This is a genomic window from Mesorhizobium sp. WSM4833, assembly GCF_055811095.1.
On sequence record NZ_JBVVQG010000014.1, the window covers coordinates 29033 to 54433 of the forward strand.

The following is a 25401-nucleotide window of genomic DNA, read 5'->3' on the forward strand; positions in this document are numbered from 1 at the left end:
GACAACACGCTCGACCTCAACGGTCTGATCAACGTGGTGGCAACGGTGACGGCGACGGACGGCGACAACGACGTCGTGTCGCAGCAAAGCACGAGCTCGGGGCCGTTGTCTCTGACCTTCGACGACACCGATCCGACGATCACGGTGCCGTTCGACGGTGACCAGAACGCCGGCAACGGTACCGGGACCCACGAGACTCTGGCCAACACGCTCAACGCGTCGGCTATCGGAGCCTTCGGGTACGACATGGTGGACAAGCATACGGCCGCAGAATATTTGGCGGGTGCTAGCGATTTCGTCGATGTCAACGGTGCCCTTGCCGGCATCCAGATCACCCTTGACGGCAATCTCACCGGCCTTGTGCCGGCACCCGGCACGACCCCGTTCCTTAGCTCGGTCGCGACGCTGCAGTCGGAAAGCGCTACCTCGGCGACGTTCAACTGGACCGCTAGCTACGACAGCGACCCGAACACGGCTGGCATTCAGCCGGGCTCGGTGGGTGGTACTCTCGTCTTCCACAAGGATGCCGGCACTTATACCATCACCTTGAGCGACACGGTGGAGGGCTTCACCAAGGACATTCTGCACACCAGTGAGCTTCTATTCAAGGAGCCCTTGAGCAACACCGGTCACCCGAACATCGTGGTGGAGAAGCTCTTCGAGGCGGACAGCACACCCGAAACGACCGACCGGGACTTCTTCGTGCAGTTCACCGGCAACTCGAACCCCAACGGTAGCCCGTTAGGTTTCAATGCGACAGGCGATGGCGCGCCGGCTGGATTGCCTAACAATCTTGACACGGCTTTCGACGCTGGCCAGCAGATCAGTAGCAACTTCGAGGATTGGATTTCTGCAACCCAAGCCACGAACGGAGTTGCCGGTGACACGATCCAGAAGGGTGAGTTGCTTACACTGCGGTTCTTCGACCACAGCCCCGGCATCGTCACCGACGACGGAGTCAACAACGTCCCGAACCAGTCTGCCACCGACATGGCCATCAAGTTCGACGGTATCGGGAACAGCGAAGATCTTATGCTGATCCTCAATCTCGTCAACTACGGTTCCGACGGGATTGCCGGCGGCAGCGGCACCGCCGCCGACACGTTCACCACGAAGGCGATGTACGTGTCGAACACGAACATCTTCAAGGCGGGGCAGGTCCCCACCGCATACGCGGCGGACTTCCCGCTCGATAACAACGACGGTCTCGTCATCATCGAGAAGAACGACTACAACGCAACCGGTGAGAACTGGGTGCTCCAAGGCGCCCAGATCATGCAGTCCGGCAACGGGCTCACCGGTACTGCAATCGACCTGAACAAAGCAACCGGTACTGGTACGACTGGTGCCAGCACGGGAACCCACGCCTTCGACGTGACCGACAATGACGTGCTGAAGATCACGGACATCGGCTTCACCTCGACCTCGACCCAGACGCCGGATGCCCACCTCGACTTCGCCTTCAAAGTGGCGGACGCGGACGCGGACCAGACGGCGATGCAGCACATACTTGTCGACGTCGCCTGACACTGGCCAACGGGGGGGCAGCCAATGCTGCCCCCAACCTTCCCGCACGAGATGTCATCCCGCACACCAGAGAAATAACGATGAAAACCAAACAACAGCCCCCTGCCCTGCAGGTGGTGATGAAAGAGGCCAGACGTGCCATCCGGCCGCTTGTCTGGTTCAGCGGCGGCATCAACGTGCTGATGCTGACCGGAGCGCTCTACATGCTCCAAGTCTACCACCGCGTGTTGTCCAGCCACAGCCTGGAGACGCTGGTGATGCTGTCGCTGATGGCGGCAGGGGCGCTCGCGGCAATGGCGGGGCTGGAGGTGGTGCGCGGGCGCCTGCTGGCTACCGTCGGATCGTGGATGAACGCGCGATTGGCACCGGTTCTCCTGACCGCATCGGTGGAATATGCCGCCTCGGCGCCAGGCCAAGCCAACGCCCGTCCGCTGCGCGACCTGGATCAAGTGCGCAACTTCTTCACCAGCCCCAGCATCTTCCCGATCCTCGACGCACCTTGGGCACCGTTGTTCTTCGTTGCCATATTCTTCATGCACCCATGGCTGGGCTGGTTGGCGCTTTGCGGCGGGATCGTGCTGTTTGCTTTGGCGCTGCTCAACGAATACCTCACACGCAAGCCGCTGACCGAGGCCGCAAGCGCACAGTCGCGGGCCTATGTGCAAGCCGAGGCGGCGATCCGCAACGCCGAGGTCGTCCAGGCAATGGGCATGTTGAAGCCATTGCTGGAAGGCTGGAAGGCCCAACAGGACGAGGCCAACAAGGGACAGGTTCTTGCCGCCAACCGTGGCGGCGTCATCGCGGCCATCGCGCGTTGTCACCGGCTGGCCCTGCAAATGGCCATACTCGGCCTCGGCGCCTATCTGGTGCTTCGCAACGAGGCCTCGCCAGGCATCATGATCTCCGCCTCGATCCTGATGGGGCGCGCCTTGTCGCCGGTCGAGCAAGCGATCGGCACATGGAAGGCGACGGTGGGAGCGCGTGCCGCTTACAAACGCCTCACCGCGGTCGCCGGACAGCACCGGGAAGCCACACCGGTCCTGCCACTGCCCCGTCCGAAAGGCAGGTTTGAGGCCGACAACCTTGTGCTTGCCCGACAGGGTGGCGAGCACATCCTGAAAGGCATCAGCTTCCGTCTCGAGCCGGGTGAAGCGATGGCCCTGATCGGTCCGAGCGGGGCCGGCAAGACGAGCCTGGCGCGCATACTTGCCGGTGCCTGGCGCCCGTCGGGGGGGCGTGCCTTGCTGGACGGAACGGATGTTGCCCAATGGGCGGCGGAAGACCGTGGCCGTTATGTCGGCTATTTGCCGCAGGACATCGAACTCTTCGCCGGCACCGTATCCGACAACATCGCCCGCTTTGCGACGGTCAATCCGGCGGTCTTCCAGCACGTGATCAAGGCAGCGCAGTTGGCCGGCGTCCACGAACTCATCAAGGGGCTGCCGAAGGCCTACGGCACCGAGATCGGCGAGGCGGGTGCGATACTGTCGGGCGGGCAGCGCCAACGCATCGGGCTGGCGCGGGCACTTTACGGCGACCCCACGCTGCTTATCCTCGACGAACCCAATTCCAACCTCGACAGGGAGGGCGAGGAGGCATTGATTGCCGCTCTCGGCGTGGCCAAGGCGACGAACACAACCGTTATCCTGATCGCGCACCGCGCCAACATCTTGGAGAAGGTAGACAAGATACTGGTCCTCAACAGGGGTCAGCAAGATCTCTTCGGGCCGCGCGACCATGTCTTCAACGAACTCGCCAGCCGCGTCAGCAAGGTGGCCCATCTGCCCAAGGCTGCCCAGTTGCCTGCCCTCGAAGTGGTCAAGGAAACCAAAGAGGTCAAGGAAGCATGAGCCGCCCCCCGGAATTGAACGTCGTGCCGCTGCCCCTTCCGCCGCCCTCCCTGCTGCAACCGATGCCGCTGCGTCTCACAGGCGTGACCTGCACCGGGTTCGCGATCATGTTCCTGTTCTTCGGCGTCGCGGGAGGTTGGGCGGCCCTGGCACCGTTGGACAGCGCCGCTGTGGCGCCCGGCGTTATCAAGGTCGCCGGCGACCGCAAGCTGATCCAGCACCTCGAGGGCGGCATCATCGCGGAGTTGAACGCAGCCAACGGTGATGTCGTCAAGGCCGGCAAGATCCTCGTCCGGCTCGACGACACTCAGGCAAAGGCGCAGCTCGACCTGATCCAGAACCGGATAGCAACGCGTGAGGCGCTGGCCGCGCGTCTCAGGGCCGAGCGTGACGGCAGGGCCGAGATCGAGTTCGATCCGGCGTTGCTCGCCAACCCCGCCACCGCCGCAAGGGACGCGGTGTCCGCACAGCGCGACGTGTTCGCGGCGAAACACCACAATCTGGCGGACGAGCAGGAAATCCTCAGCCAGCGCCGCCACCAGACCGAGGAGGAGATAAAGGGACTGGAAGAGCTTATCGTCACCAAGGACAAACAGATCGAGGCGATCGAGGGTGAAACCAAAGACCTCGAGAGTCTGCTCAAGAAGGGGCTGACTACCCGCGAGCGGAACCTGTTGCTCAGACGACAGCAGCAGGAGATCGAGGGCGAGCGCGCCACCAACATCGCCGCAATCGCCCGCGCCAGAAGCGCCATGGCCGAGATCGACATGCAGATCCTGAACCTCGACACCGTGCGGCTCAACGAGTCCGTCGATGAGTTGAGCAAGGTCGAGGCGGAACTGTTCGACCTGAGACAGGAGGAGCGTGCCGCCAGGGACGTGCTTACCCGTACCGATGTCGTCGCACCGGTTGACGGCATCGTCATGGATCTGAAGGTCCACACCGCGGGCGGTGTCGTGAAACCCGGCGATACATTGATGACGATCGTACCGCTCGGACAACAACTCGTGGTCGAAGCCATGGTCAAACCGGAGGATGTCGAGACGATCGCACCCGGACAGCCCGCGCGTGTCAGCTTCCCGGCCTTCGCCCGCTACAACCTGCCGCCGCTCGAGGGTGTCGTGGAGATCGTGTCGGCCGACCGCATGGTTGAGGAGCGCAGCGGCGCACCGTATTTCGCCGCGACGGTTGTGATCGACAAAAGCGAACTCGGCAAGCTGGAGGGCCGCAAGCTGCTGCCCGGCATGTCGAGCGAGACGATGATCCGGACGGGGGCTCGCACCGTTCTCTCTTATCTCGCCGAGCCGATCACGCAGAACTTCCGCCGGGCCATGCGGGAAAAATAGCCGTACGCCGCCCAGCGAAATTCAAGACAGCAGCATTCGCCCGGCCGTGATCGCCAGGAAGAATGCAAAGGCAAGTTTCAGGTAGCGCGGGTTGAGCGCGTGGGCGAGCCTTGCGCCCAAGGGTGCGAAGAGGAAGCTCACGGGCGCTATGATGGCAACCGCCGGCAGGCTGACATAACCCAGGCTGAGCGGAGGCCTGCCTGCGATTGCGAGACCCGACCAGATGAAGCCGGCCACTGCCGGAAGCGCAATAAGCAGGCCAAGCGCCGACGATGTGCCGACGGCCCGGTGCACCGGAAAGGAAAAGCTGGAAAGCGTCGGCACCGAGAGCGTGCCGCCGCCAATTCCCATGAGCGAAGAGACAAAGCCGATCACAGAAGCGATCGCACGGTTGATCCAGCCGCTCTGCGGCAGGTGATCGGAGATCACGAGGTGCTTCGGCAACGCCATGTTGAGGGCCACCAGCAGGCCGACGACGCCGAAAACCAGCCGCAAGCCGGCGCCCGGGATGAACTTCGACGTGATGCCACCGATCAGGGCACTCACGAAAACGGCCGGTCCCCACAGAGTGAGCAGAGGCCGATCGACATTGCCGCGCCTGTTGTGCGACCGCATTGACGAGATCGAGGTGGGGATGATGACCGCAAGCGACGTCGCGACAGCCAGATGGCTGATCACAGCAGGCGAAAAGTGGAACAGGCTAAGCACCCAGAACAGCACCGGGACGATGACGATGCCGCCGCCGACCCCCAGCAGACCGGCGAGCACGCCGGAGGCCATTCCGGTCATGGCCAGACCGGCGACCAGCATTGCAATCGTCAGCCCGTCGAAAACCGACGTGTCGAATCCGAAGTCCACTGTGATTTTTCCTTGATTGGCCGACTGCGGCCTTGCGGATACATTTTTGGCCGCGCCTGTCCGCCCGTCGCGACCTGGGTGCAGATCGCCCGAAAGCGTACAGGGGTTTGGGGTGCGGAATGCTTTAGTGGCGCACCATCCCGGCGTCGACATTGAGCGTCTGGCCGGTGATCCAGCGCGCATCGTCGGAGGCCAGGAACGAGACCACATCGGCGATATGTTCCGGCTGCCCCTTGCCTTTCATCGCCTGAAGCATCTCGACGAAGCCGAACGCCTCATTGTGCGGGCTCGCCTTGACGCCGTCGCTCTCGATCAGGCCGGGCGTCACCGCATTGGCGGTGATGTTGTATTTGCCGAGTTCGGTGGCGAGCGCCCTGGTGAAGCCGATGACGCCACCCTTGGCTGCGACATAGGCCGCCATGTTCGGTGTGCCGGCAAAGAAGGTGTTGGACGCGATGCTGATCACCCGCCCAGCTTTGCCTGCCGCACGCATCTGGTCCGTGCCGGCGCGGCTGACGATGAAGGTGCCTGTCAAATTGACGTCGATGATCTTGCGCCAATGGTCGAGATCGACATCGTCCCAGGCGACGAACGGCACGATGCTGGCATTGTTGACCAGGATGTCGATGCCCCCGGTCAGGGTCTGGATTTCGGCGAAGAGTGCCTTGACGGAGGCCGGATCGGAAATGTCGGCGGCAATCGCCCTCGCCCTTCCGCCTATTGCCGCGGCCGCCGCCTTGGCGCCTTCGGCATTGATGTCGCTGACGATGACGGTTGCCCCGTCGGCGGCGAGCCGCGCGGCGATCGCCTTGCCGATACCCTGCGCAGCGCCCGTAACCAGGGCCGTCTTCCCCGCAAGCCGTTCAGTCATGAAAATGCTCCCTCAATCCGTGGTGATATCTGTTCAGGCGTCGGCGTCGATCACGGCCAGCGCCGCGTCGATACCCCTGCCGATCGCCAGTTTCTGGCCGGCCGCGTTCATGGCGCCGCCAAGTGCCGTCAGCGCCGCGATCGCATAGATCGGCTGGGCGGTCGGACCCATATGGCCGATGCGCGTCAGCTTGCCCAAGGTCTCGCCGCGGCCAGACGAAAACACCACCCCGTAACGGGCGCGGGCAGCCTGGCGAAGCGCCTTCTCGTCGACACCTTCGGGCGTGCGGACAGCGGTCGTGGTCGGCGACGCGATGCTGTCGCTGGCCGCCCAGATCGACAGGCCCATCGCAGCAATGCCCGCGCGCATGGCCTTGGCGGTGAGCGCGTGGCGCGCCCATACCGCCTCCGGTCCCTCATTGAGATAGAGGTCGAGCGCGACATCGAGCCCGTTGATCTCCGAGACCGACGGCGTGAACGGAAACGGCTTATCCCGCGACCACGCATGCTCCCAATCGACGATGCTCAGCATCGACGCGCGGGGGGCTGCCTCGTTGCTCTTCATCTTGGCCCAGGCCCGCTCGCTGACGCCCATCATCGTCAGGCCGGGAGGCGCGCCCAGGCATTTGTTCGGGCCGGTGACATAGATATCGGCCTTGCAGTCCTCCGGGTGCGTCTGCATGCCGCCAAAGGACGAGACGGCGTCGACGATGAGATAGCCGCCATGCGCTGAGACCAGCGCGCCGATGGCGTCGATCGGATTGATGGTGCCGGACGGCGTGTCGTGGTGGCAGACGGAAACGACGGTGATCTCCGGGTGCGCCTTCAGCATTGCCTCGACCGCCTGCGGATCTATCGCCTCGTTGTAGGGCACCTCGATCTCAAGCAGATGTGGCGAATAGCGCTTCGCCCAATAGCCGAACCCCTTGCCGTAAACGCCGGAGGCAAGGTTGAGCACGACATCGTCCGGCGTGATCAGCGAGGCCGCGGCGGCCTCCAGGCCAAGCACCGGCTCGCCATGCAGGATGACCGGCTTGTTCGACAGCCGCATCGCCTTTTGCGCCTTGTCGACCACACCCTCGTAGAAAAGCTGGAACGCCGGGTCGTAGTCGTAGAGCACCGTGCGGCCGAGACCGCGCAGCACTTCGGCATAGGCGTTCACCGGTCCCGCGGTCAGGGTGATGACCGGATCGGCGTGTTCGAGATAGCGCATCGTCTTGTCTCCGAATTGGCGGCGGTCAGCCGTAGAATTGCGTGCCGGTCTTGTAGGTCTTGAAGTTGTCCATGTCGTGCGAGTACATCAGCTCGGCGCCATGGTCTTCGGCGAGTTTCTTCACCTTGCGCATCGAATTGACGCCCGCCACCGGATCGATGTGGAAGGCCGCCTGGCACAGCGTCTCGAGGCTCTTCTGCGTATAGGCCGCATCGATCGTGAACATGATCGGCTTGCGCTTGGGGAACTCGACCAGCAGGCTGTAATGGCCGATCGAATGGCCGGGCGTCGAGATCAGCCGGACGCCCCTGGCAAGCTCGACGTCGCCATCGATGCCTTCAAAGGTCGAATTCGCCCGTGTCGTTCCCGCAAGCAATTGCCCGGTCGCGCCACGCGCTTCGGCAGCCTCCGCCGAAAAACTCAGATCGGAATAGCCGAGGTGCTCGAAAGGTTCGGGATTGCACGCCTGCGGCACCTCGGTCCGGTGGCAGATCTTCTTGGCGTGCGGAAAATACTTGTTGCCGCCGCAATGATCGAAGTGGAAATGCGAATTGACGACGACGTCGATGTCCTTCGGCTCGAGGCCGAGCAGCGCCAGCGCACCGGGAATGGTCTGGTGCTTTTCCTGGATCGGCTTTTCGAACGGCAGCACCTTCATCACGTGATCGTAGTCGTAGCCGGTGTCGATGAGGAACCGGCCCTCGGCATGTTCGATCAGGATCGAATAGACGGGGAAGCGCACTTCGCCGCCAGGGCCGCGGTTCCAGAACACATGATAGCCGTCGAGAACGAGCGAGCCGCCGTCGAGCAGGTAGACCTTGGTATCCGACATTCTTGCCTCCTTTATTGGCGCGGGTCCCGTCCGCGCATGAATTGTCCTCAGCGCGCGCCGCGCTCATATGGAATTCCGAGCGCCGCCGGCAGGCTGGCGCGCCGGCCGAACAGCACCAGCATGATCATCACCGCCAGGAACGGCAGCATCTGGATGATGTCGGTCGGTATGTTGATGCCGGCCACTTGCATGGCCGTCGTCAGCGAAAGGCAGACACCGAACAGCAACGCGCCGAACAGCACCCAGATCGGGCGACCGCGCGCCAGCATGGCCAGCACGATGCCGAGAAAGCCCGCGCCATTGGTGATGAACGGAATGAACAGGCCGGCCCCGACATTGGCGAGATACGCGCCCCCGAGCCCGGCCAGCGCTCCGGTCGTCAGCACGGCGATGGTGCGGGTCCGCACGACATCGATGCCGGCGACATCGAGCGCGGCCGGCTTGTCGCCTGCCGCCTGCAAATTGAGGCCCAGCTGCGTGCGCCGGTAGATGTAGCCCATGCCGAAAACCAGCGCGACCGCCAGATAGACGATCAGATGATGCTTGAAGAATGCAGGCCCGATGACCGGGATGTCCGAAAGCAGCGGAATGACAGTCGCATCCGCCGCGGGCAGGCGCGGGTAGCTGCGCGAGAACTGGAAATGGTGGAGCAGCGCCGTCAGGCCTTCCAGCCCCAAGGTCAGCGCGATGCCGATGACGATCTGGTTGAGCCCGATGCGCACGCAAAGCAGCGCCATGACAAGCGCCACCGCAGCACCCCCGGCGGCGCCGGTGAGAAAGCCCAGCCACAGCGACCCGGAATAGAAAGCGCCGACAAAGCCGAGATAGGCGCCGGCCAGCATCATGCCTTCGATGCCGATATTGAGCACGCCAGCCTTCTCGGAGATCTGCTCGCCGAGCCCGGCAAGCAGCAGCGGGATCGCTGCGGTGACGGCGCCGAAAAGCAGCGCGCTGAGAAAGACCTCGCTGAACAGCCCGGTCATGCCCTAGGCCCTCCGCGACTGGTTGTATCGGTGATCGAAATATTCGGCGAGCGCGAGCACGATCAGCACGATGGAAACCAGCACCAGCGTGAAATGATTGGGCACGCCGAGCCGGCGCGCCGCGCTCTCGCCGCCGATCGAAAGCACCGAAAGCAGGAATACGAAGCCGATGGCCGCAAAGCCGTTCATACGGGCGAGAAACACGGCGGGTATCACGGCAAGCCCGTAGGCGGGATTCCAGTCTGCGCGGACATTGCCCTGGACGCCGATGATGTCGACGGCGCCGGCAAGCCCGGCCAGCCCGGCCGAAATGGCGAAGACGGCGACGGTCAGGCCGGGAACGCCGAGCCCCGAGTGAACCGCCGCTCGTGGATTGGCGCCGACGATCCTCAGCTTCAGCCCGAACGCCGTGCGCGTCATCACCAGATGCACGATGACGATCGCCGCCAGCCCAAGCAGCAGGCCACTGGTGATGGTCGTTTCGAACAGGCGCGGCAGCCGGTCCTCCACCGGCAGCGTGCGCGTCTGCGGCACGGTCGTGCTTGGGTCGCGAAACGCCAGCTTGACCAGCACATTGGCGAGCGAGGTGCCGAGGAACGTCATCATCAGGGTGGTGATGATCTCGTTGACGCCCTGATAGGCACGCAGCAGCGCCGGCACCAGCGACCAGATCATCGCCACCACCATGGCGATGAGGAACGAGCAGACCAGCGCCAGCCAGGCTGGCATGATCTGCACGAACACGGGAGCGCTGGCAGCCGCCGTCACCGCGCCAAGCAGGAACTGGCCGTCGCCGCCCAGATTCCACATGCCGGCGCGAAAGGCGACGATGAGGCCGGCGGCGAGAAACAGCAGCGGCGCCATGCGCGTCAGTGTCTGCTGGATGCCGAGCGGCGAGAACAGTCCCTTCTCCAGCACGAAGCCATAATAGGCCAGCGGGTCGACGCCGACGGCAAGCAGGATACAGCCGGCTATGACCAGCGCGATAAGGATCGGGCCGAGCGTCATCAGCAGCCGATGCAGGATGTCGCGGCGCGTCGCTGCCCCGCTCGTGGCATCGAGTGCGGTGGCGCTGACCGTGGGTGCGGTGTCGATGCTCATGCGGCAAGTCCGATCATCAGGCGACCGACCTTTGTGCGGGCGTCGTCTACGTTCTCGACGGTGCCGACCAAAGCGCCGTCGGCGATGACGGCGATGCGGTCGCACATGCCAAGCAATTCCTCGAGGTCGGTGGAGATCAGCAGCACGGCAAGGCCACGCGCCGCCGTATCGCGAATGCGCTGGCGCGACGCCAATGTGTTGGCGAGATCGAGCCCATAGGTCGGCTTGTTGAAGATCACCACCTTGGCGCCTTCAGCCAGTTCCCGTGCCAGAAGCACCTTCTGGATGTTGCCGCCGGACAGCCGCGCGACGGGCGTCTTCAGGCTCGGCGTGCGCACGTCGTATTCGCGCACGAGCTGCGCGGCGCGCTTGTCGATCTCCGCGCGCTGTTCGACGCCGTTGCGCCAGAACGGGGCCGCGCCGACCTGCTTGAGGAAGAAATTGATCGAGACCGGGAAGGTGCCGACAGTGCCCTCGCCCAGTCGGTCGTCGGTCAGGTAGCGAAGGCCGCGCCGGCGGCGCTCGCCGACGCTCAGCGTCTCGATGGCGGCGCCGTCCAGCCGCACCGAGCCGCTTGTGGCTGTACGCTGGCCGGCCAGCGCTTCCGCCAGCTGCTTCTGGCCGTTGCCGTCGATGCCGGCTATGCCGAGGATCTCGCCCGGGCGGATGTCGAAGGAGATCGACGACAGGCCCGGCGCATTGTCCATCGCCGCTACCGCCAGGTCCGTCACCTGAAGCAGCGGGTCAGCGCCGGCGCGGGCAGTGCGGACAGGACGCTCGACGGCTTCCGGGTCATCCTTCTGCTTGCCGAACATCAATTCCACGATCTCCGAGACGATCTCCTGTTCGCCCAGCGTGCGAAACCGCTCGGGTGGAATCTCGCCGACCTTGCGGCCAAGCTTCAGCACCGAGATGCGGTCGCCGAAGGCAGCCGCCTCCTTGAGCTTGTGGGTGATGAAGACGATCGCAAGGCCCTGCTCGACAAGGCGGCGCATCAGCGCGCCCAGTTCGTCGACACCTTTCGGCGTCAGCATGGAGGTGGACTCGTCAAGGATGAGCAGCCGGCTGTTGCGCAGCATCGCGCGCAGGATCTCGACCTGCTGCTGCTCGCCGAGCGACAACTCCGATACCTTGGCTTGAAGCTTGACGGTGATGCCGAGCGTGCCGGTGATCTCGGCGACGCGCGCCGCCAGTTCCTCGGTCCTGGGGCGCTGCCACCACGGCCCGCCAAGCAGGAGGTTCTCCGCCACCGTCAGCGTCGGCACCAGCATCATGTGCTGGAATACGGTGCCTATGCCGAGTGCCAGCGCATGGCGTGGCGAGGTGATCGGCGTCGGTTTGCCGTCGACCAGTATGCGTCCTTCGTCAGGCTGCTGCAGGCCGGACAACATGCCGATCAATGTCGATTTTCCAGCGCCGTTCTCGCCCAGCAGCACATGCACTTCGCCCGGGCGGATCGACAGGTCGACGCTGTCATTGGCAACGATGCCGGGGAACCGTTTGGTCACGCCTTCAAGCGCGACGATGTCGCGCCCGGCAACGGACGACGAAGAAAAACCGCTCATGAAGCCCAGCACCAAAAAACAGGAATCGTCCGGAGGGGTGAACGGATCACCCCTCCGGCAGCCGACCATGATCGCCTTACTGGGCGACGCTGGTCATCAGTGCCCTTACGGCGGCCGCGTCATAGACCGGCTCGACCTTGATCTTGCCGGAAATGACGTCCTCGCGCAGCGCCTGGATTTCCGTCCAGACATTGTCCGGGATCGCAGCGGTCTTCAGCAACTTGACCGAGTCGTCCTTGAGGCCGATCGTATAGTGTTTGGTGCCGAACGTGTCGGCCTTCAGGTCGGCAATCATCGCCGCATAGACCGGCTCGATATTCCACACCACCGACGACAGCAGGAAGCCCTTGTCGATCGGTGACTTGTCGCCGATGACGTCGATGAAATAGACCTTGCCGCCATCGGCTGCCTTGGTCGTCTCGACCGCTTGCAGCATGCCGAAGCTCGAACCGTTGCCTTGGCCGAAGATGATGTCGGCGCCCGACGCGATCACGCTTTCGGTGACGCGCTTGCCGCCGGCCGCATCGCTGTAGGCGGCCGGGCCGATCACCGCGTAGGTGATCTTGACGTCCGGGTTCTCCGCCTTCACGCCTTGCGCGAACGCCGCCGACTGCGAATTCCACGATGGCGGTTCGCCCGACACCACGATGCCGACCGACTTGGAACGCGACACCTTGGCGGCGAGACGGCCGGCGAGATAGGCGCCCTCGTGGCCGCTCAGCGTATAGTCGGCGACAAGGCCCTTCTCCAGGCCGGCTGGCGTGTCGACGATTGCCACCGGAACTTTCAATTCCTTGGCGATTTCAGGCGCCGAGGTGTTGTAGCCGCTGGCATGCGCGATCAGCAGGCTGGCGCCGTCGGAGGCAAGTTCCCGCAAGGTCGGACGAACATCGCCATAGCCGAGGCCCTGGGCCACGACCACTTCGACGCCGGCGGCCTTGCCAGCCGCCTTGGCGGCATCGATGCCTTGCTGGTTCCAGCCGTAGTCCGTGCCTTCTTCGGGCGTGAGGATGGCGATCGACTTGACCTCGCCGGCAAGCGCGCCGCTCATCAAGACACCGGTCAATATAACTGCACTTACACTGCTCTTAAGAAGCTTTAACATGTTACCCTCTCTGTTGTTTCACCAATCAATATTCTTATTGTTATTGCGCGAAAGCGAGATAGACTGCCTAGGAAAAATTACATTGTGGAGCTCAGGCAAAGTGAAGATCCGTTATGCCCTTCCGGCGATGCTGGCGTTATCGTCCTTCGCCAACGCGGTTGAGTTGCACCATGTCGCCGTCCGCACCGGCACTGACGGGCTCGACATGGTTCCGTTGACGATTTCGAATGCGGGCAGCGAAGGCCTCTCCTGCAACGCCGACTTCGCCCACTGGTATTCGGCCGGGATCGCAACGATCGAGCCGGGCAAGAAGACCCGCGTCGAGCTCTGGTTCGATGCGAAGACCGGCACGTTCACGATCCTCAACGGCAATCGCGAGAACCTGCCCGTCGAGCGGCTGTGGTGCGGTCTGGCGAGCCGAGCATATGCCACCCGCGTGCAGATCACGCTCGACCGCACCGAGGCGGCGAAAGGCGAGCGTGATGTGTCCTGCGTCATGGCGCAGGACAGCCTGGTCTGCCGGTAGGCGCTCATTCCTGCGTCCGTTCGAACATCGCGAGCCTCTTATTCTTTCGCCAGGAACGCGTCGGTGAAGACGTCGTCCGCCGACAGAGCCGCCTTGAGCACGCCCTGGTCCGTCAGCGTCTTCAGGGTCTCCTCCCACTGCGTCTTCGTCATCCAGCCGAGACCGTGTTCCTTGGTGTCGGGGCTGGTGAACGTCGAGGCGATGTCGGCGTTGATCTGCGCCAGCAGCACGTCCTTCTTGTCCGCATAGCCAGGCGCTGCCTTGGCCGTGATCTCGGCGGCCTCTTCCGGATGAGCCACGACATAGTCGAAGGCCTCCCTATATGCCTTGACGAAGCGGCGCACGACGTCCGGCTTGTCCTTGATCATCGCCTGCGAGGTGAACAGGCCCGAGCCATAGGCTTTCCACCCATAGTCCGCCCCCATCATGATGCTGAGCGAGCCGGGGCCCCCGGCCTTCGCTTCCAGTTCGGGAACCTCCGCATCGATATAGCCGACGACCGTCTGAACCCGGCCAAGCAGCAAATAGCTTTCATAGGGAGGCGAGACGCTGTTCAGCGTCATGTCCTTTTCGGTCAGGCCGTTGGCGGCCAGGAAGCCTTTGAAGAAGATGTAGGTGGAACCGGCCGGATGAATGCCGATGGTCAGTCCCTTGAGGTCGGACGGCTTGGTGAGCTTCAGCGTCTTGGCCAGCGAAATGATCCCCAGCGGGGAGTGCTGATTGACAGCTGCCAGCGCCACGACCGGGACATTCTGCGACCGTGCGACGGCAAGCGTGGGAAGATCGCCGAACCCGAAATCCGCGTTCTCATTGCCCACCAGCCGCATCGCGTCCGGCGAGCCGGATCCCTTGCGGATCTCGGCCACATCGATGTCGTTCTTGGCGAAGAAGCCCTTTTCCTTGCCGACGAAGAACATGGCGTGATTGCCGCGCACGACCCAGTCGAGCTGGACGTTGACCTTGTCCGCCGCCAGAGCCGCGCTGGAGAAGCCGAGTGCCGTGACAAACGCCGCGAAGGTAGCGGCCTTGATAAGTGAGCGTCTCAGCATTTTTTGTTCCCTTTTATGAATTGGTTGATCGAGCGGGCCTAGGATTGGCTGAATTTCGGCGCCCACGGCACCACGATGCGTTCTAGGATTTCGGCGGCGTAGTAGAAGGCGATGCCAAGCACGGAAACGAGCAGCAGCGCTGCGAAGACCAGCGCCGTGTCAAGCTGGGTCGACGCGAACTGGATGACGTAGCCGAGACCGTCCGACGCCCCGGCGAACTCACCGACGATGGCGCCGATCACGCTCAACGTGGCGGCGATCTTGGTTCCGGCCATCAGGTTCGGCAGCGAGTGCGGAACGCGGATCCTGAACAGGATCTGCGTCGGGCTGGCCCCGACGGAATTCATCAGCGACAGCAGCGAGCGGTCGACCGACTGCATGCCCGCCAGCATGGAGAGCGTCACCGGAAAGAAGGCGATGACCAGGATCAGGCCGATCTTGGGCGCCAGCCCATAGCCGAACCAGAGGATGAAGATCGGCGCGAGGGCGACTTTCGGCACGTTCTGGAACAGCACCACCAGTGGATACAGCGCGCGTCCCAACCAATCGAAGCGCACGATGACCAGCGCAATGGCAATGCCGACCACGACCGAGACCAGGAAGCCGAACAGGATCTCGCCCGCCGTCACCAGCGTCGCCTGCATCAGCGTGCCCCATTGCGCCACCAGCGACTTCGCGATTTCGGACGGGGCGGGAATGATGAAGGCGGATATGGCAAAGATCCGCACCGCGGCTTCCCACAGCACGATCGTCACCAGCAGGAGGATGACAGCCGGCAGCCAGCTGCCGGTCGCCGCACTCCAGCTGGAGGCGAGGCGCGGCTCGGAAAGGTCGATTATGGGTTGGTCGCTCAAGACGCGCCTCCCGGTTGATGGCTGGAGCGCAGCATCGTTCGCAACTGGACCACCAGCCTGACGAACTCCGGATCTTCGGTGACCGACAGGTCGCGCGGGTAAGGCAGCGCAATGTCGAGGCTCTCGGTGATCCGTCCCGGCTTGATCCCCAGCACGTGAACATGGCGCGACAGATGGATGGCCTCGTCGATGGAATGGGTGACGAGCACGATCGTCTTGCCGGTCCGCTGCCAGATCTCCAGCAGCGACTGGCCCATCGAATCGCGGGTGATGGCATCGAGCGCGCCGAACGGTTCGTCCATCAGCAGGACCGCCGGATCGAGCGCCAGGGCCCGTGCAATGGCGACCCGCTGCCGCATGCCGCCCGACAGCTCGTTTGGCCGCTTGTGGGCGCTGTCGCCCAGCCCCACCAGTTCCAGCATCTCCTGCCCGCGCGCCCGCAGATCCGAGCGCGAGAGCGACTTGTGGGCGATGCCGAGCAGCATCGAGGCATTGTCGACGGCGTTTTTCCAGGGGAGCAGGTTGGCGTCCTGGAAGACGAGGCCGATCATCCGCTTGCGCGCCGCCTCGACCGGCGCGAGCCCGGCGATCGAAACGCTGCCCTGGGTAGGCTGCACCAGCCCGGCCAGCACCTTGAGCAAGGTGCTCTTGCCACATCCGGAAGGACCGATAAGGGAAACGAATGATCCCTTTGGCACCGAAAGATCGATGTTCCTGAGGATCAGCTGACGGGCCATGACCACCGAAACGCCCTTGGCGGAGATTAGATCGTCATGGCGGATATGGGCCGGCCTGTCGCCGGCGGCTCGGATGGTTTCAATGCGCATGGCTTGTCGCCCCGCGCGCTGTTTTCTGCCGCACCCGCACCATCTTGATGGCGAAGGCGCCCTTCACACAAACAGCCGACCGGTGGAACTCCTCAAACCGGCTGGCCCTCTGCGCACCATGTGACATTGGCTACTCCCGGCCTTCCAGGATGCGCCGCACCGCGACGAGCTTGCGCGCCCGTTCACCTTGCAGCGCCTTTGTCTGCTCGGGCGTGTAGGCAAACATGCCCTCGCCCGACTTGATGCCGAATTTCGACGCAGCCGTCTTCTCCAGAACCATCGGCGCCACATCGTCGCGGTTGGAGAGATCGGCATTCAGGAAGGACGAGACGGATTTGTAGATATCCAGCCCCGCCATATCGAGCAGCGCCATCGGGCCGATGACGGCGATCTTGTAGCCTATGCCCCACGACACGCAGGTGTCGAGGTCTTCCGGCTCGATGACGCCGCGCTCGACAAGATCGACCGCCTCGCGCAGCAGCGCATAGAGCACGCGGTTCTCGACGAAGCCTGGAACGTCCTTCTTCACCACCACCGGCAGCAGGCCGATCGAGCGGATGAGATCGCGGATAACAGCCACGGTTTCAGGCGCGGTCTTCTCGCCGCCGATCACCTCGATCATCGGGATGATGTGCGGCGGGTTCGACCAGTGCATGCCGACCATCCGCTCGGGATGCGAGATATGAGCCTGCAGCTTGGTGATCGGGATGCCCGACGTGTCGGAAGCGACGATGACGGACGGGCCGATCAGCGGATCGATGTCACGATAGGTCTGCGCCTTGATGTCGATATTCTCGGGCACGTTCTCGATCACCAGTTCGGCGCCATCGACGGCCTCGGCAATCGTCTCGACGAAACGCACTTTGCCGGCACCAGTCCCGGGCGCCTCGATGTCGAGACGGTCGAGCACGCCGCCGGCAAGATCGAGCATGCCGCGGGCGCGCTCGATTGCCCCTGGCGAAACGTCATACGCCGTCACATCGAGCCCGCCGCGCGAAAGCCGCGCGGCGATGCCTGGACCCATCGTTCCCAGTCCGATGAGAGCGGCGCGCTTGATCATCATGCGGCCTTTGCGGGAGCAGCAGTGGTTGCCGCCTTGAAGGCCGGCCGAGCGGCGATCGCGGCCACCCAGCGCTCCAGATTGGGCATTGACGGCCGGTCGATCTTGAAGTCGACGCAGCGCTTCAGGATCGGCGCGCAGGCAATGTCGGCAAGGGTCAGCTTGCCGAGCGCCAGGAAGTCCTTGCCGGCCAGGTGGCCGTCGACGATCTTGAGCTGCGCGACAAGGTCCTTCACTTGCTCCTTGTATTCGGCGGTCTGTTCCTCGGGCGTGAGCTTGGCGCCTTTGAAGGCCGCCAGGTAGCCCGGATTGACCGCAGCCAGCAGGAAGTCCATCCAGCGCTCGACCTCGGTCTTTTCCGCCGGCGTAGCGCCATTCAACTGTTCGCCGCCGAATGCCGCGAGATAGCGCAGGATGGTGTTGGACTCCCAGATCACGGTGTCGCCGTCAACCAGCGTCGGCACCTTGGAGGTCGGGTTGAGCGCCTTGTATTCCGCCGTCTGCGTGTTCTCGAACTGGCGGCCATAATCCTCGCGCTTGTAGGACGCTCCCAGCTCTTCGAGCATGAAGAGCACCTTCTGGACGTTGCCTGATGTCTGGCGGCCTAACAGCTTGTACATGTCTTCTCCTCGCTAGTGTCCAGGGCCTACTTGCTCGCCGGCAGCGGCTTGTAGACGATGGCGTCCATTTCGATCTTGGTGTTGATGACCGCTTTTGCCTCGACGGTCGTGCGCGCCAGAACGGCGTCGCCGATCCCTTCGAGGAACGCCTTGTTGTAGCGGCCGAAATCGCGCGTATCCTCGAGATAGGTGGTGATCCGCACGACATCCGACAGCGTCGCGCCTTCATGCGCGATGACGCGCGCGATGGTCTTCAGCGTCGCCAGCGTCTCTTCTTCGATCGTGCCGCTGATCATGTTGTTGTTCTCGTCTTTCGGCACCTGGCCCGAGACGAAGATGAAATCGCCGGCACGCACCGCCGGATGAAACGGCAGGTTCGGGTTCTTGTTGCCGATGGCGTAGTGGCTGGCGGATTTTCGCGTGCTGTCGCTCAACATATCCCCCTAGAGAACGCTGGTTTCGATGATGTCGACGCCGCGGATTCGGTCGATCAGGTAGACGATGCCGCGGTCGTCGATGGTCACGTCGTTGGACGAGGAACGCTCCGCGCCCTCCGGCGCGTCGGGCATGAAATGACCGACTTCCTTTGGCGCGAACGGATCGGCGATGTCGACGAGGCGCAGCCCCTGCGCGAACCACGCAAACGGAATGACGGTGCCATTGAACCGCTCGGAAGGCTGATGGCAGCCGGTCATCTGCGGCTGCGGTGAACCGTCCGTGTCGAGGCCCGGCACCTGGAAGGTCGAGATCGGCAACGGGTTGGTCTCGTCAGTGATGTCGTAAATCCAGGTGAAGGCCGGCGGCGATGGCCGAAGCTTGGCGACATCCTCGTCCGCCACCACCATGATGTTGCGGCCTTTGAGCGGCTGTGGAATCGGCAGGCAGGTGTGCGTGGGATGCGGAAAGCTCGGGCTCGAATTGACGTGCGAGACCAGCTTCGGCTTGGTGATGTCCGAAATGTCGAGGATGAACAGGCCATGATGCCAGTAGCTGACATAGAGCCTGTCGCCCATTCGCAGCGGATGGTGACAGCGCGGCGTGACATAGTCGTGCCAAGGATACTCTTCGCCGCCCCCGGTCCACTGGCCCGGTATCCACCAGCGTCCGACCTCGACCGGCTTCGCGGGATCGATCAGGTCGAGGATCATCACGATATTGCCGACATAACCGTCGGCGGTCGGCGATATGTAGGCGTAACGGCCGTCGAAATCGTAGCGGTGGACGCCCTTGCCGCCGGTTATCCATTTCGAGATGAGCTTCGGCTGTGTCGGCTTGGTGGTGTCGTAGAGCGCCAGTCCGCCGCCGAAATCAGCCGGGCCGGCGTCGCCAAAGCGCTCGTGGTTGATGATCATCAGTCCGTCCTTGGCGCGCACCTTGTGCGAGTGCCAACCGGGCGGGACATCGATCGTCGTAATTTTGCGCGGATTGCGCGGGTCGGAAATGTCGACCAGCGTCGTGCCGCTCGGCGGCCGCATGTGGCCGATATAGAGGATGTTGCCGTCGACCCAGACCTGACCGCCGCCTGGGCAGTCGACATGGCCGATCTGCTTTGTGTTGAACGCCGAAACCAAATGCATACGCCCTTGCTGCTGAAATTCCATTTCGATGTCCACGCCGCCAATGGCGGCGCGGACATTGCCTGCCGGAGGACCGGAACTAGACGAGACGGAGCAGATCGCCGGCCTGGTTGCGGCCCCAGCGCTTGTAGAGGAGCAGCGCCCTTTGCGTCGGCGCATCGGTGGCGCCGAAGAAGATCACCGGCTCGCTCGACGAGCCGTTGACATGCTCGACCCAGGAACCGCCGGGTATGGCGATGGTGTCGAACTGGTTCCAGTCATAGCGCTTGCCGTCGATGATCGAATGGCCGTTACCGCGGAACGGCGCCAAGAGCAGGCTGGCGGTCTCACGCTGCGGCAAGGTCTTCTCGCCGGGGCGCAGCATCTGCACGTAGAAATTGATGGTGTGGAAGACGGGTCCGCCGGTCGTCGGATCGACATAGTCGATGACGATGCCTTCATGGGGGTCGCCATCCCAATCCTTGTGGGCGTCGAGAACCGCTTCCATCTTCTCCCAGCGATAGACATACATCGGCGACGACAGGCCGCCGCCGCGCTTGTGGTCGACGAAACGCGGCATCAGGCCACCTTCGCCATAGATGCGCTGTGAGTAGTCGCTGGGATAGCGGGCGGTCTGCACCTTCTTCTCGACTTCCTTGCCGTCGACCATCTCGGTGTATTTGTGATCGAAATGGACAGCATGCAGCGTTTCGACCAGCGGCAGGTCGAGCACCGACAGGTTGACCGCCTGCTCGCCGCCAACGGTGCCATGATTGTGCCAGGCGTCGTTGGGCGTCAGCACCATGTCGCCCGGGCCGAAGACCACGTCTTCGCCCTCGACGCCGGTGAAATTGCCCTTGCCCGTCAGGCCGAAGCGGATGGCGCTCGGCGAGTGCTTGTGCGGCGGCATGATCTCGTCGGGATCGTTCAAGCGGTAGGCGGTGTACATGGTGCTGACCGATGCACGCTTGGGTGCAAGACCGGGATTGACGAGGATCAGCGAACGGCGCTCGCTGTCGTCCATGGTCACCAGTTCGGCGGCGCGCTGGAGCAGGGGCTCGATGTCCGAATAGGACCACACGAAGGGAACGGCTTTCGACGTCGCCATCAACTGCTTGATCTCGTCATGGTCGACGCCTTCCGACGTCGCCCAGAACGGAAACATGTTCTTTGCGTAGAGGGCGTCATAGAGGCCCTTGAGTGCCGCCTTCTTGTTGGTGAGCACATCGTTAGCTGGTTGCGCCAGGGACATATCGGACACCTCTCGTCACGAAGAAAATACTTCTAACCAACTCAACCGTATTCGCATTGGTTTTGCTCGACAATACCCAAATTGCGAATTTTATAAGTTTTTGGTTGAGGTGCATTTTTGAGAGGCAAATGCCCAGAAATAGGCAGGAATAGCCTAGAAATGCACGAAATTCAGCTCACAATCAGGGCGTGAAACCGCTTCGTCACGGCCATGCTGACGCGCATGACAGTCCAACCAACGCAGTTTTTTAGTCTCAACCAAAAGACTTTGGTTGTATTCCGGCCACTTTTATCAGGCAGCCACGCTCTGTTGAGCGCGGCTGCGGATCAGATCCGCGGCCTTTTCGGCGATCATGATGACCGCCGCATTGATGTTGCCGCAAACGAGGTCGGGCATGACCGAGGCGTCCACGACACGAAGCCCGGCAATGCCGCGCACCCGCAATTCCGGATCGACCACCGATGCCGCATCGACGCCCATGCGGCACGTGCCGGCCGGATGATGCACGGTGATCGAGGTCTTGCGGATGTGCTCGTCGATCTCTTCGTCGCTCTCGCATTTCGGGCCGGGGAAGAACTCCGCGCCGACGAACGGAGCCATGGACGGCTGGCTGGCAAGGTTGCGTGCAACACGAAAGCCGGCGCGAAGCGACTGCCAGTCGCGCTGCGAGGACAGGAAATTCTGATGGATCAGGGGCGCGGCAACCGGATCGCTCGACGCCAGCTTGACGCTGCCGCGGCTCTCCGGCTGCACCGCAACGATACGGGTCGCAAAGCCGTCGGCGAACGGCGCCTTGAACGGCGACATGTACGGCCATGCCCCAAGCGGCGCGGCGGTGAAAAGCAGCTGTACGTCCGGCAACGGCCGGCTTGTGTCGCTTTTCAGGAATGCCACGACGCCGCCAGGCACATCTCCCGAAAAGCCCTTTCCGGTGAGATAAGTCCTGACGAAATCCAGCCCGATACGATCGGCCCGCATCATCTTGAGAAACGGTCCAGGCTGTTTGCGCCGATACATCACGATGACCGAAACGTGGTCCTGCAGATTCTTGCCGACTTGCGCACGATCGACCTTCGTCTCGATGCCATGCGCCGCCAGCTCGCCGCTGTCGCCTATGCCTGACAGCATCATCAGCTGCGGCGTGTTGATGACGCCGCCGGCAAGCAGAACTTCGCGCCGCGCCAGAACTTCATGGCTCGCCCCGCCTCTGGTGTAGGCAATGCCGGCTGCGCGGCCATCCCTGAGCAGGATCTTCGTCGCCATCGCGCCGGTCAGCACCTTGACATTGCCGCGCCGCATGGCGGGCCGCAGATAGGCGGTTGCGGTCGAGCAGCGGCGGCCGTTGGCAATTGTCATCTGCAGCCGGCCGAAGCCTTCCTGTATGGCGCCGTTATAGTCATCGGTCTGCGGGTATCCGGCATCACGGCTGGCTGTGGCGAAGGCATCGATCAGTTCGTCCTTGTAGCGGCAGAACTGGGTGTTCAGCGGCCCGCTGCCGCCACGGTACCGGCTTTCGCCCGCTTCCCAGCGCTCCTGCTTCTTGAAGTAGGGCAGCACCTTGTCGAACGACCAGTCCGTCAGGCCGCTTGCCGCCCAGCGATCGTAGTCGCCGCGATTGCCGCGCACATAAGCCATGGCGTTGGTGGAGGAAGAGCCGCCGATGACCTTGCCGCGCGCGCATTCGACCTTGCGGCCGCCGACATTGGCCTCGGGCTCGCAGAAATACATCCAGTCGTGGCGGCGCTCCGTCAGTATCTTGCCCCAGCCGAGCGGGATGTGGATCATCGGATCGCGGTCCCAATCCCCCGCCTCCAGCAGAAGCACCGACACGGCGGGGTCTTCGCTCAGCCGGTTCGCCAGCACGCAGCCGGCCGATCCCGCACCGACAATGACGTAGTCAAAGGTTTCGCCAGCCGGCATGCGTGATCCTCGGGAGAAAGACGTCTGCCGCGATGGCAACCGTCGACATGGGCAGTCAACCATCGCGCAACTGGTGTTGTCAACCATTGCGTACAGTTGTAGATTGGTTGAATTGGTTGAGTGCCGTCGAACAGGTTTTCGTGTCACAATATGATGTCGGGACGTTGAGTCGGCGGTCTGCCGATCGGACAGGAGATTTTGTTTTGAGCGCATTCGAGCCGCAGGTCGGACCATCTGATCTCGACGACATCATCGCTGCGGTCCGCCAGTTGCAGCAGGGCGGCGGCAAGCTTCCGTCCGAGCGCGATCTTGCGGAACATCTGAGCGTCAAGCGCCATCAGCTTCGCAAGGCGCTTGAAGTGCTGCGCCTTTCGGGCGACCTCAAACCGGCGCGAGCCAGGCGGGCGCCGACCGCCCTTCCGAGATATGGCGAGGAACTGGTCAGGGTAACCAATCCGATCGAGGTCCTGGAATTGCGCCTGATCATGGAGCCGGGCCTTGCCCGACTGGCGTCGCTGCGCGCCTCCTCTTTCGAGACGGCGCGGATCCTCGACGCGGCAACCACGCCGGAGAACGCCCCGTCGGGTGAGGTCGATTTCGCTTTCCATCTCGCGATCGTTGCCGCGGCCCGCAACCACCTCGCCGCGGAATTCTACAAGATGCTGCGCCAGGTCGGTGTCGATGCGCGAGTGAAGGTTGCGCGCACCGCGGCACCCACCTGCCCCAAGCGGATCGCCCACCGCGACGGCGAGCATCGCCTGATCGCCGAAGCGATCTCGCAGCGCGACCCCGAAGCGGCAGAGGCCGCAATGCGCGCGCACCTTTTGTCGGTGCAGAGACAGATCATGGAACGGTCGAATGCCGGCGCCTTTGCCGCGTGATCGCATCACCTCTGACATCGAGCCTGTGCGGGGAATTTCAAATTGAAACGTCATTTCGACGTGCTGGTCATCGGCGCGGGATCCGCTGGCTCGGTTGTTGCCAGCCGTCTCAGTGAAGACCGGTCGTGCCAGGTCGGCCTCATCGAGGCCGGGACGATGCCGGCCGATCCCGACATCGCCGACCCGCTGAAATGGACGATGCTCCAGGGCCGCGCCTACGACTGGAGCTACCGGACCGTGCCCCAACCCTTCACCGCCAACCGCGTCCATGAGTGGCCGCGCGGCAAAATCGTCGGCGGCTCGAGCTGCCTGCATGCAATGGCCTATGTGCGCGGCCATCCCGATGATTTCGAACCCTGGGTGCAAGCCGGCGGCGAGCGCTGGTCCTATCGGGGGTTGTCGCCGGGCTTCATCCGCAGCGAAGCCTTCACCGCCTTCGACGGGCCAACACGCGGCAGGAGCGGCCCGCTGGACGTCTATCTGCCGGACGCCGAGGTCAGTCCGGTCGTGCGTGCCTACATCGCCGCCGGGCGGGCCATGGGGGCTCCCGCCCTGAGCGACCACAACAGCGGCGAGCTGGTCGGCACCAGCCCCAATTCACTCAACATACGCGACGGCAAGCGCCTGAGCGTCGCCGACGCCTATCTGCCGCCGCGGGTCATGGCGCGGCCGAACCTGACCTTGCTCGCCGGCCACGAGGTCGAGCATCTTGTGCTGGACGGCCACAAGGTCACGGGCGTGAGCGTGGTCTGCGAGGGCCAGACCAGAACGCTCTGTGCCGACCGGATTGTCCTTTGCGCCGGCGCCGTGTCCACGCCGCTCATCCTCATGCGGTCGGGCATTGGCTGCCCGGATACGCTGAAGCAGGCTGACATACGCTGCCTTGCCGATCGCAGCGAGGTGGGCCGCAACCTGCAGGATCATCTGCTGGCTCTTGGAAATGTCTACAGCACCAAAAAGCCGGTGCCGCCTTCCCGCCTGCAGCACTCCGAATCGCTGATGTATCTGCACAGCGACGACCCGACCCGCTCCATGGGAAGTCCCGATATCGTGCTCGCCTGCGTCGTCGCTCCGTCGGCGGCCGAGGGCCTGAATGCCCCGCTTTATGGCTCGGCCTTTACCATCCTTTGCGGCGTCACCCATCCGACAAGCCGCGGGCGCATCACACCGAGCGGGCCGGGCCGCAACGATGCGCCGGTCATCGATCCGCATTATCTCGAAACCGAACACGATCGCGCGACATTCAGGATGGCGTTGAAGCGGGCGCGCATGGTCGGCCATCATGAGGCCCTGGACGAATGGCGCGATACGGAGATCCTGCCAGGCGCACCGGTTCGGTCCGATGCCGAACTCGATGCTTTCATCGCCAGGGCTGCTTCCACCCATCACCATCCGGCCGGCACCTGCCGGATGGGTCGTGACACCGAGGCCGTCGTCGATCCCGACTTGCGGCTGAACGGCTTCGACAATGCCTTTGTCGTCGACGCCTCGGTGATGCCGGCGATCCCGAGCGGACCGATCAACGCGGCGATCGTCGCCATCGCCGAAACCTGGGCGGCGTCTTCACGGGTTACCCCGCCGGCAGCGTGAAGGCGTCCGCGTCCGA

Annotated in this window: 22 protein-coding genes and 1 pseudogene; 6 read left to right on the forward strand and 17 right to left on the reverse strand. The window is 63.5% G+C overall.

Annotation, left to right across the window (positions count from 1 at the left end; all coding sequences use genetic code 11):
* The 3 genes and pseudogenes from AC0L2D_RS24755 to AC0L2D_RS24765 form a co-directional block, all read left to right on the forward strand.
* Window positions 1-1527, forward strand: a pseudogene (locus AC0L2D_RS24755) (DUF5801 repeats-in-toxin domain-containing protein); the annotation flags it as partial.
* An 80-nt stretch (window positions 1528-1607) separates the two neighbouring features.
* Window positions 1608-3377 carry a type I secretion system permease/ATPase gene (locus AC0L2D_RS24760; RefSeq protein ID WP_063168888.1) on the forward strand — a complete coding sequence of 590 codons (1770 nt, stop codon included), beginning with the start codon at window positions 1608-1610 and terminating at the stop codon, window positions 3375-3377.
* Complete coding sequence (locus AC0L2D_RS24765) at window positions 3374-4723, forward strand: HlyD family type I secretion periplasmic adaptor subunit (RefSeq protein WP_027163699.1); 1350 nt, start codon at window positions 3374-3376, stop codon at window positions 4721-4723. The genes AC0L2D_RS24760 and AC0L2D_RS24765 overlap by 4 nt, the downstream gene beginning before the upstream one ends.
* Before the next feature lie 21 nt (window positions 4724-4744).
* Here AC0L2D_RS24765 and AC0L2D_RS24770 read toward each other — a convergent pair whose 3' ends face one another.
* The 8 genes from AC0L2D_RS24770 to AC0L2D_RS24805 all read right to left on the reverse strand — a co-directional run bounded on the left by AC0L2D_RS24770 (window position 4745) and on the right by AC0L2D_RS24805 (window position 13196).
* Complete coding sequence (locus tag AC0L2D_RS24770) at window positions 4745-5581, reverse strand: sulfite exporter TauE/SafE family protein (protein ID WP_027163700.1); 837 nt, start codon at window positions 5579-5581, stop codon at window positions 4745-4747.
* 124 nt (window positions 5582-5705) lie between these two features.
* Window positions 5706-6452, reverse strand: coding sequence for a pyridoxal 4-dehydrogenase, SDR-type (gene pldH / locus AC0L2D_RS24775; protein ID WP_013529873.1), 747 nt, complete (start codon window positions 6450-6452; stop codon window positions 5706-5708).
* A gap of 33 nt (window positions 6453-6485) precedes the next feature.
* Window positions 6486-7664: a pyridoxamine--pyruvate transaminase gene (gene ppaT / locus AC0L2D_RS24780; protein ID WP_063168890.1), complete on the reverse strand. Its 1179-nt coding sequence runs from the start codon at window positions 7662-7664 to the stop codon at window positions 6486-6488.
* 25 nt (window positions 7665-7689) lie between these two features.
* Window positions 7690-8496 (reverse strand): 4-pyridoxolactonase, encoded by an 807-nt coding sequence (gene pldA, locus AC0L2D_RS24785; RefSeq protein ID WP_013529871.1) that lies wholly within the window; start codon window positions 8494-8496, stop codon window positions 7690-7692.
* Window positions 8497-8543: 47 nt separating this feature from the next.
* Entirely contained in the window at window positions 8544-9479 is a 936-nt protein-coding gene (locus AC0L2D_RS24790) for a putative B6 ABC transporter permease subunit 1 (RefSeq protein ID WP_027039488.1), read from the reverse strand.
* A 3-nt stretch (window positions 9480-9482) separates the two neighbouring features.
* Window positions 9483-10580, reverse strand: a complete 1098-nt coding sequence (locus tag AC0L2D_RS24795; RefSeq protein WP_013529869.1) for a putative B6 ABC transporter permease subunit 2 — start codon at window positions 10578-10580, stop codon at window positions 9483-9485.
* Complete coding sequence (locus AC0L2D_RS24800; RefSeq protein WP_473542827.1) at window positions 10577-12145, reverse strand: putative B6 ABC transporter ATP-binding protein; 1569 nt, start codon at window positions 12143-12145, stop codon at window positions 10577-10579. Before AC0L2D_RS24800 ends, AC0L2D_RS24795 begins: the two co-directional genes overlap by 4 nt.
* A 76-nt stretch (window positions 12146-12221) precedes the next feature.
* Window positions 12222-13196 carry a putative B6 ABC transporter substrate-binding protein gene (locus tag AC0L2D_RS24805; RefSeq protein WP_023809929.1) on the reverse strand — a complete coding sequence of 325 codons (975 nt, stop codon included), beginning with the start codon at window positions 13194-13196 and terminating at the stop codon, window positions 12222-12224.
* 154 nt (window positions 13197-13350) lie between these two features.
* Here AC0L2D_RS24805 and AC0L2D_RS24810 point away from each other — a divergent pair, with 154 nt between their 5' ends.
* Window positions 13351-13776: a hypothetical protein gene (locus tag AC0L2D_RS24810; protein WP_473542829.1), complete on the forward strand. Its 426-nt coding sequence runs from the start codon at window positions 13351-13353 to the stop codon at window positions 13774-13776.
* Between the two features lie 38 nt (window positions 13777-13814).
* On the opposite strand, the gene AC0L2D_RS24815 is transcribed toward AC0L2D_RS24810, so the two are convergent.
* From AC0L2D_RS24815 to AC0L2D_RS24855, 9 genes are all read right to left on the reverse strand, one after another.
* Entirely contained in the window at window positions 13815-14825 is a 1011-nt protein-coding gene (locus AC0L2D_RS24815; protein WP_013529865.1) for an ABC transporter substrate-binding protein, read from the reverse strand.
* 38 nt (window positions 14826-14863) lie between these two features.
* Window positions 14864-15679, reverse strand: a complete 816-nt coding sequence (locus AC0L2D_RS24820) for an ABC transporter permease (RefSeq protein WP_013529864.1) — start codon at window positions 15677-15679, stop codon at window positions 14864-14866.
* Window positions 15676-16506, reverse strand: coding sequence for an ABC transporter ATP-binding protein (locus tag AC0L2D_RS24825; RefSeq protein WP_473542832.1), 831 nt, complete (start codon window positions 16504-16506; stop codon window positions 15676-15678). Before AC0L2D_RS24825 ends, AC0L2D_RS24820 begins: the two co-directional genes overlap by 4 nt.
* A 130-nt stretch (window positions 16507-16636) precedes the next feature.
* Window positions 16637-17566 (reverse strand): 5-formyl-3-hydroxy-2-methylpyridine 4-carboxylate 5-dehydrogenase, encoded by a 930-nt coding sequence (gene fhmpcd1, locus AC0L2D_RS24830; protein ID WP_024505124.1) that lies wholly within the window; start codon window positions 17564-17566, stop codon window positions 16637-16639.
* Complete coding sequence (locus tag AC0L2D_RS24835) at window positions 17566-18186, reverse strand: glutathione S-transferase family protein (RefSeq protein WP_013529861.1); 621 nt, start codon at window positions 18184-18186, stop codon at window positions 17566-17568. Before AC0L2D_RS24835 ends, fhmpcd1 begins: the two co-directional genes overlap by 1 nt.
* A 26-nt stretch (window positions 18187-18212) precedes the next feature.
* Window positions 18213-18623, reverse strand: a complete 411-nt coding sequence (locus tag AC0L2D_RS24840) for a RidA family protein (protein ID WP_013529860.1) — start codon at window positions 18621-18623, stop codon at window positions 18213-18215.
* A gap of 6 nt (window positions 18624-18629) precedes the next feature.
* Window positions 18630-19787 carry an LVIVD repeat-containing protein gene (locus AC0L2D_RS24845; RefSeq protein ID WP_224621908.1) on the reverse strand — a complete coding sequence of 386 codons (1158 nt, stop codon included), beginning with the start codon at window positions 19785-19787 and terminating at the stop codon, window positions 18630-18632.
* Between the two features lie 55 nt (window positions 19788-19842).
* Window positions 19843-20994, reverse strand: a complete 1152-nt coding sequence (locus AC0L2D_RS24850) for a cupin domain-containing protein (RefSeq protein ID WP_224675854.1) — start codon at window positions 20992-20994, stop codon at window positions 19843-19845.
* A 291-nt stretch (window positions 20995-21285) separates the two neighbouring features.
* The gene (locus tag AC0L2D_RS24855) at window positions 21286-22914 is read right to left on the reverse strand and encodes a GMC family oxidoreductase (RefSeq protein ID WP_063168894.1); all 1629 of its coding nucleotides are present in this window, start codon (window positions 22912-22914) and stop codon (window positions 21286-21288) included.
* Window positions 22915-23117: 203 nt separating this feature from the next.
* Here AC0L2D_RS24855 and AC0L2D_RS24860 point away from each other — a divergent pair, with 203 nt between their 5' ends.
* A complete protein-coding gene (locus tag AC0L2D_RS24860; RefSeq protein WP_013529856.1) occupies window positions 23118-23795 on the forward strand; it encodes a FadR/GntR family transcriptional regulator in 678 nt (225 codons plus the stop codon).
* A gap of 42 nt (window positions 23796-23837) precedes the next feature.
* The gene (locus tag AC0L2D_RS24865) at window positions 23838-25385 is read left to right on the forward strand and encodes a GMC family oxidoreductase (RefSeq protein ID WP_473542835.1); all 1548 of its coding nucleotides are present in this window, start codon (window positions 23838-23840) and stop codon (window positions 25383-25385) included.
* Window positions 25386-25401: the final 16 nt, after the last annotated feature.

Excerpts from the sequence above, each read along its gene's own strand:
- AC0L2D_RS24760 (WP_063168888.1), top strand. The coding sequence starts at position 1,608 with ATGAAAACCAAACAACAGCCCCCTGCCCTGCAGGTGGTGATGAAAGAG.
- AC0L2D_RS24765 (WP_027163699.1), top strand. The coding sequence starts at position 3,374 with ATGAGCCGCCCCCCGGAATTGAACGTCGTGCCGCTGCCCCTTCCGCCG.
- pldH (WP_013529873.1), bottom strand. The coding sequence starts at position 6,452 with ATGACTGAACGGCTTGCGGGGAAGACGGCCCTGGTTACGGGCGCTGCG.
- ppaT (WP_063168890.1), bottom strand. The coding sequence starts at position 7,664 with ATGCGCTATCTCGAACACGCCGATCCGGTCATCACCCTGACCGCGGGA.
- pldA (WP_013529871.1), bottom strand. The coding sequence starts at position 8,496 with ATGTCGGATACCAAGGTCTACCTGCTCGACGGCGGCTCGCTCGTTCTC.
- AC0L2D_RS24790 (WP_027039488.1), bottom strand. The coding sequence starts at position 9,479 with ATGACCGGGCTGTTCAGCGAGGTCTTTCTCAGCGCGCTGCTTTTCGGC.
- AC0L2D_RS24795 (WP_013529869.1), bottom strand. The coding sequence starts at position 10,580 with ATGAGCATCGACACCGCACCCACGGTCAGCGCCACCGCACTCGATGCC.
- AC0L2D_RS24800 (WP_473542827.1), bottom strand. The coding sequence starts at position 12,145 with ATGAGCGGTTTTTCTTCGTCGTCCGTTGCCGGGCGCGACATCGTCGCG.
- AC0L2D_RS24805 (WP_023809929.1), bottom strand. The coding sequence starts at position 13,196 with ATGAGCGGCGCGCTTGCCGGCGAGGTCAAGTCGATCGCCATCCTCACG.
- AC0L2D_RS24815 (WP_013529865.1), bottom strand. The coding sequence starts at position 14,825 with ATGCTGAGACGCTCACTTATCAAGGCCGCTACCTTCGCGGCGTTTGTC.
- AC0L2D_RS24825 (WP_473542832.1), bottom strand. The coding sequence starts at position 16,506 with ATGCGCATTGAAACCATCCGAGCCGCCGGCGACAGGCCGGCCCATATC.
- fhmpcd1 (WP_024505124.1), bottom strand. The coding sequence starts at position 17,566 with ATGATCAAGCGCGCCGCTCTCATCGGACTGGGAACGATGGGTCCAGGC.
- AC0L2D_RS24835 (WP_013529861.1), bottom strand. The coding sequence starts at position 18,186 with ATGTACAAGCTGTTAGGCCGCCAGACATCAGGCAACGTCCAGAAGGTG.
- AC0L2D_RS24840 (WP_013529860.1), bottom strand. The coding sequence starts at position 18,623 with ATGTTGAGCGACAGCACGCGAAAATCCGCCAGCCACTACGCCATCGGC.
- AC0L2D_RS24845 (WP_224621908.1), bottom strand. The coding sequence starts at position 19,787 with ATGGAATTTCAGCAGCAAGGGCGTATGCATTTGGTTTCGGCGTTCAAC.
- AC0L2D_RS24850 (WP_224675854.1), bottom strand. The coding sequence starts at position 20,994 with ATGTCCCTGGCGCAACCAGCTAACGATGTGCTCACCAACAAGAAGGCG.
- AC0L2D_RS24855 (WP_063168894.1), bottom strand. The coding sequence starts at position 22,914 with ATGCCGGCTGGCGAAACCTTTGACTACGTCATTGTCGGTGCGGGATCG.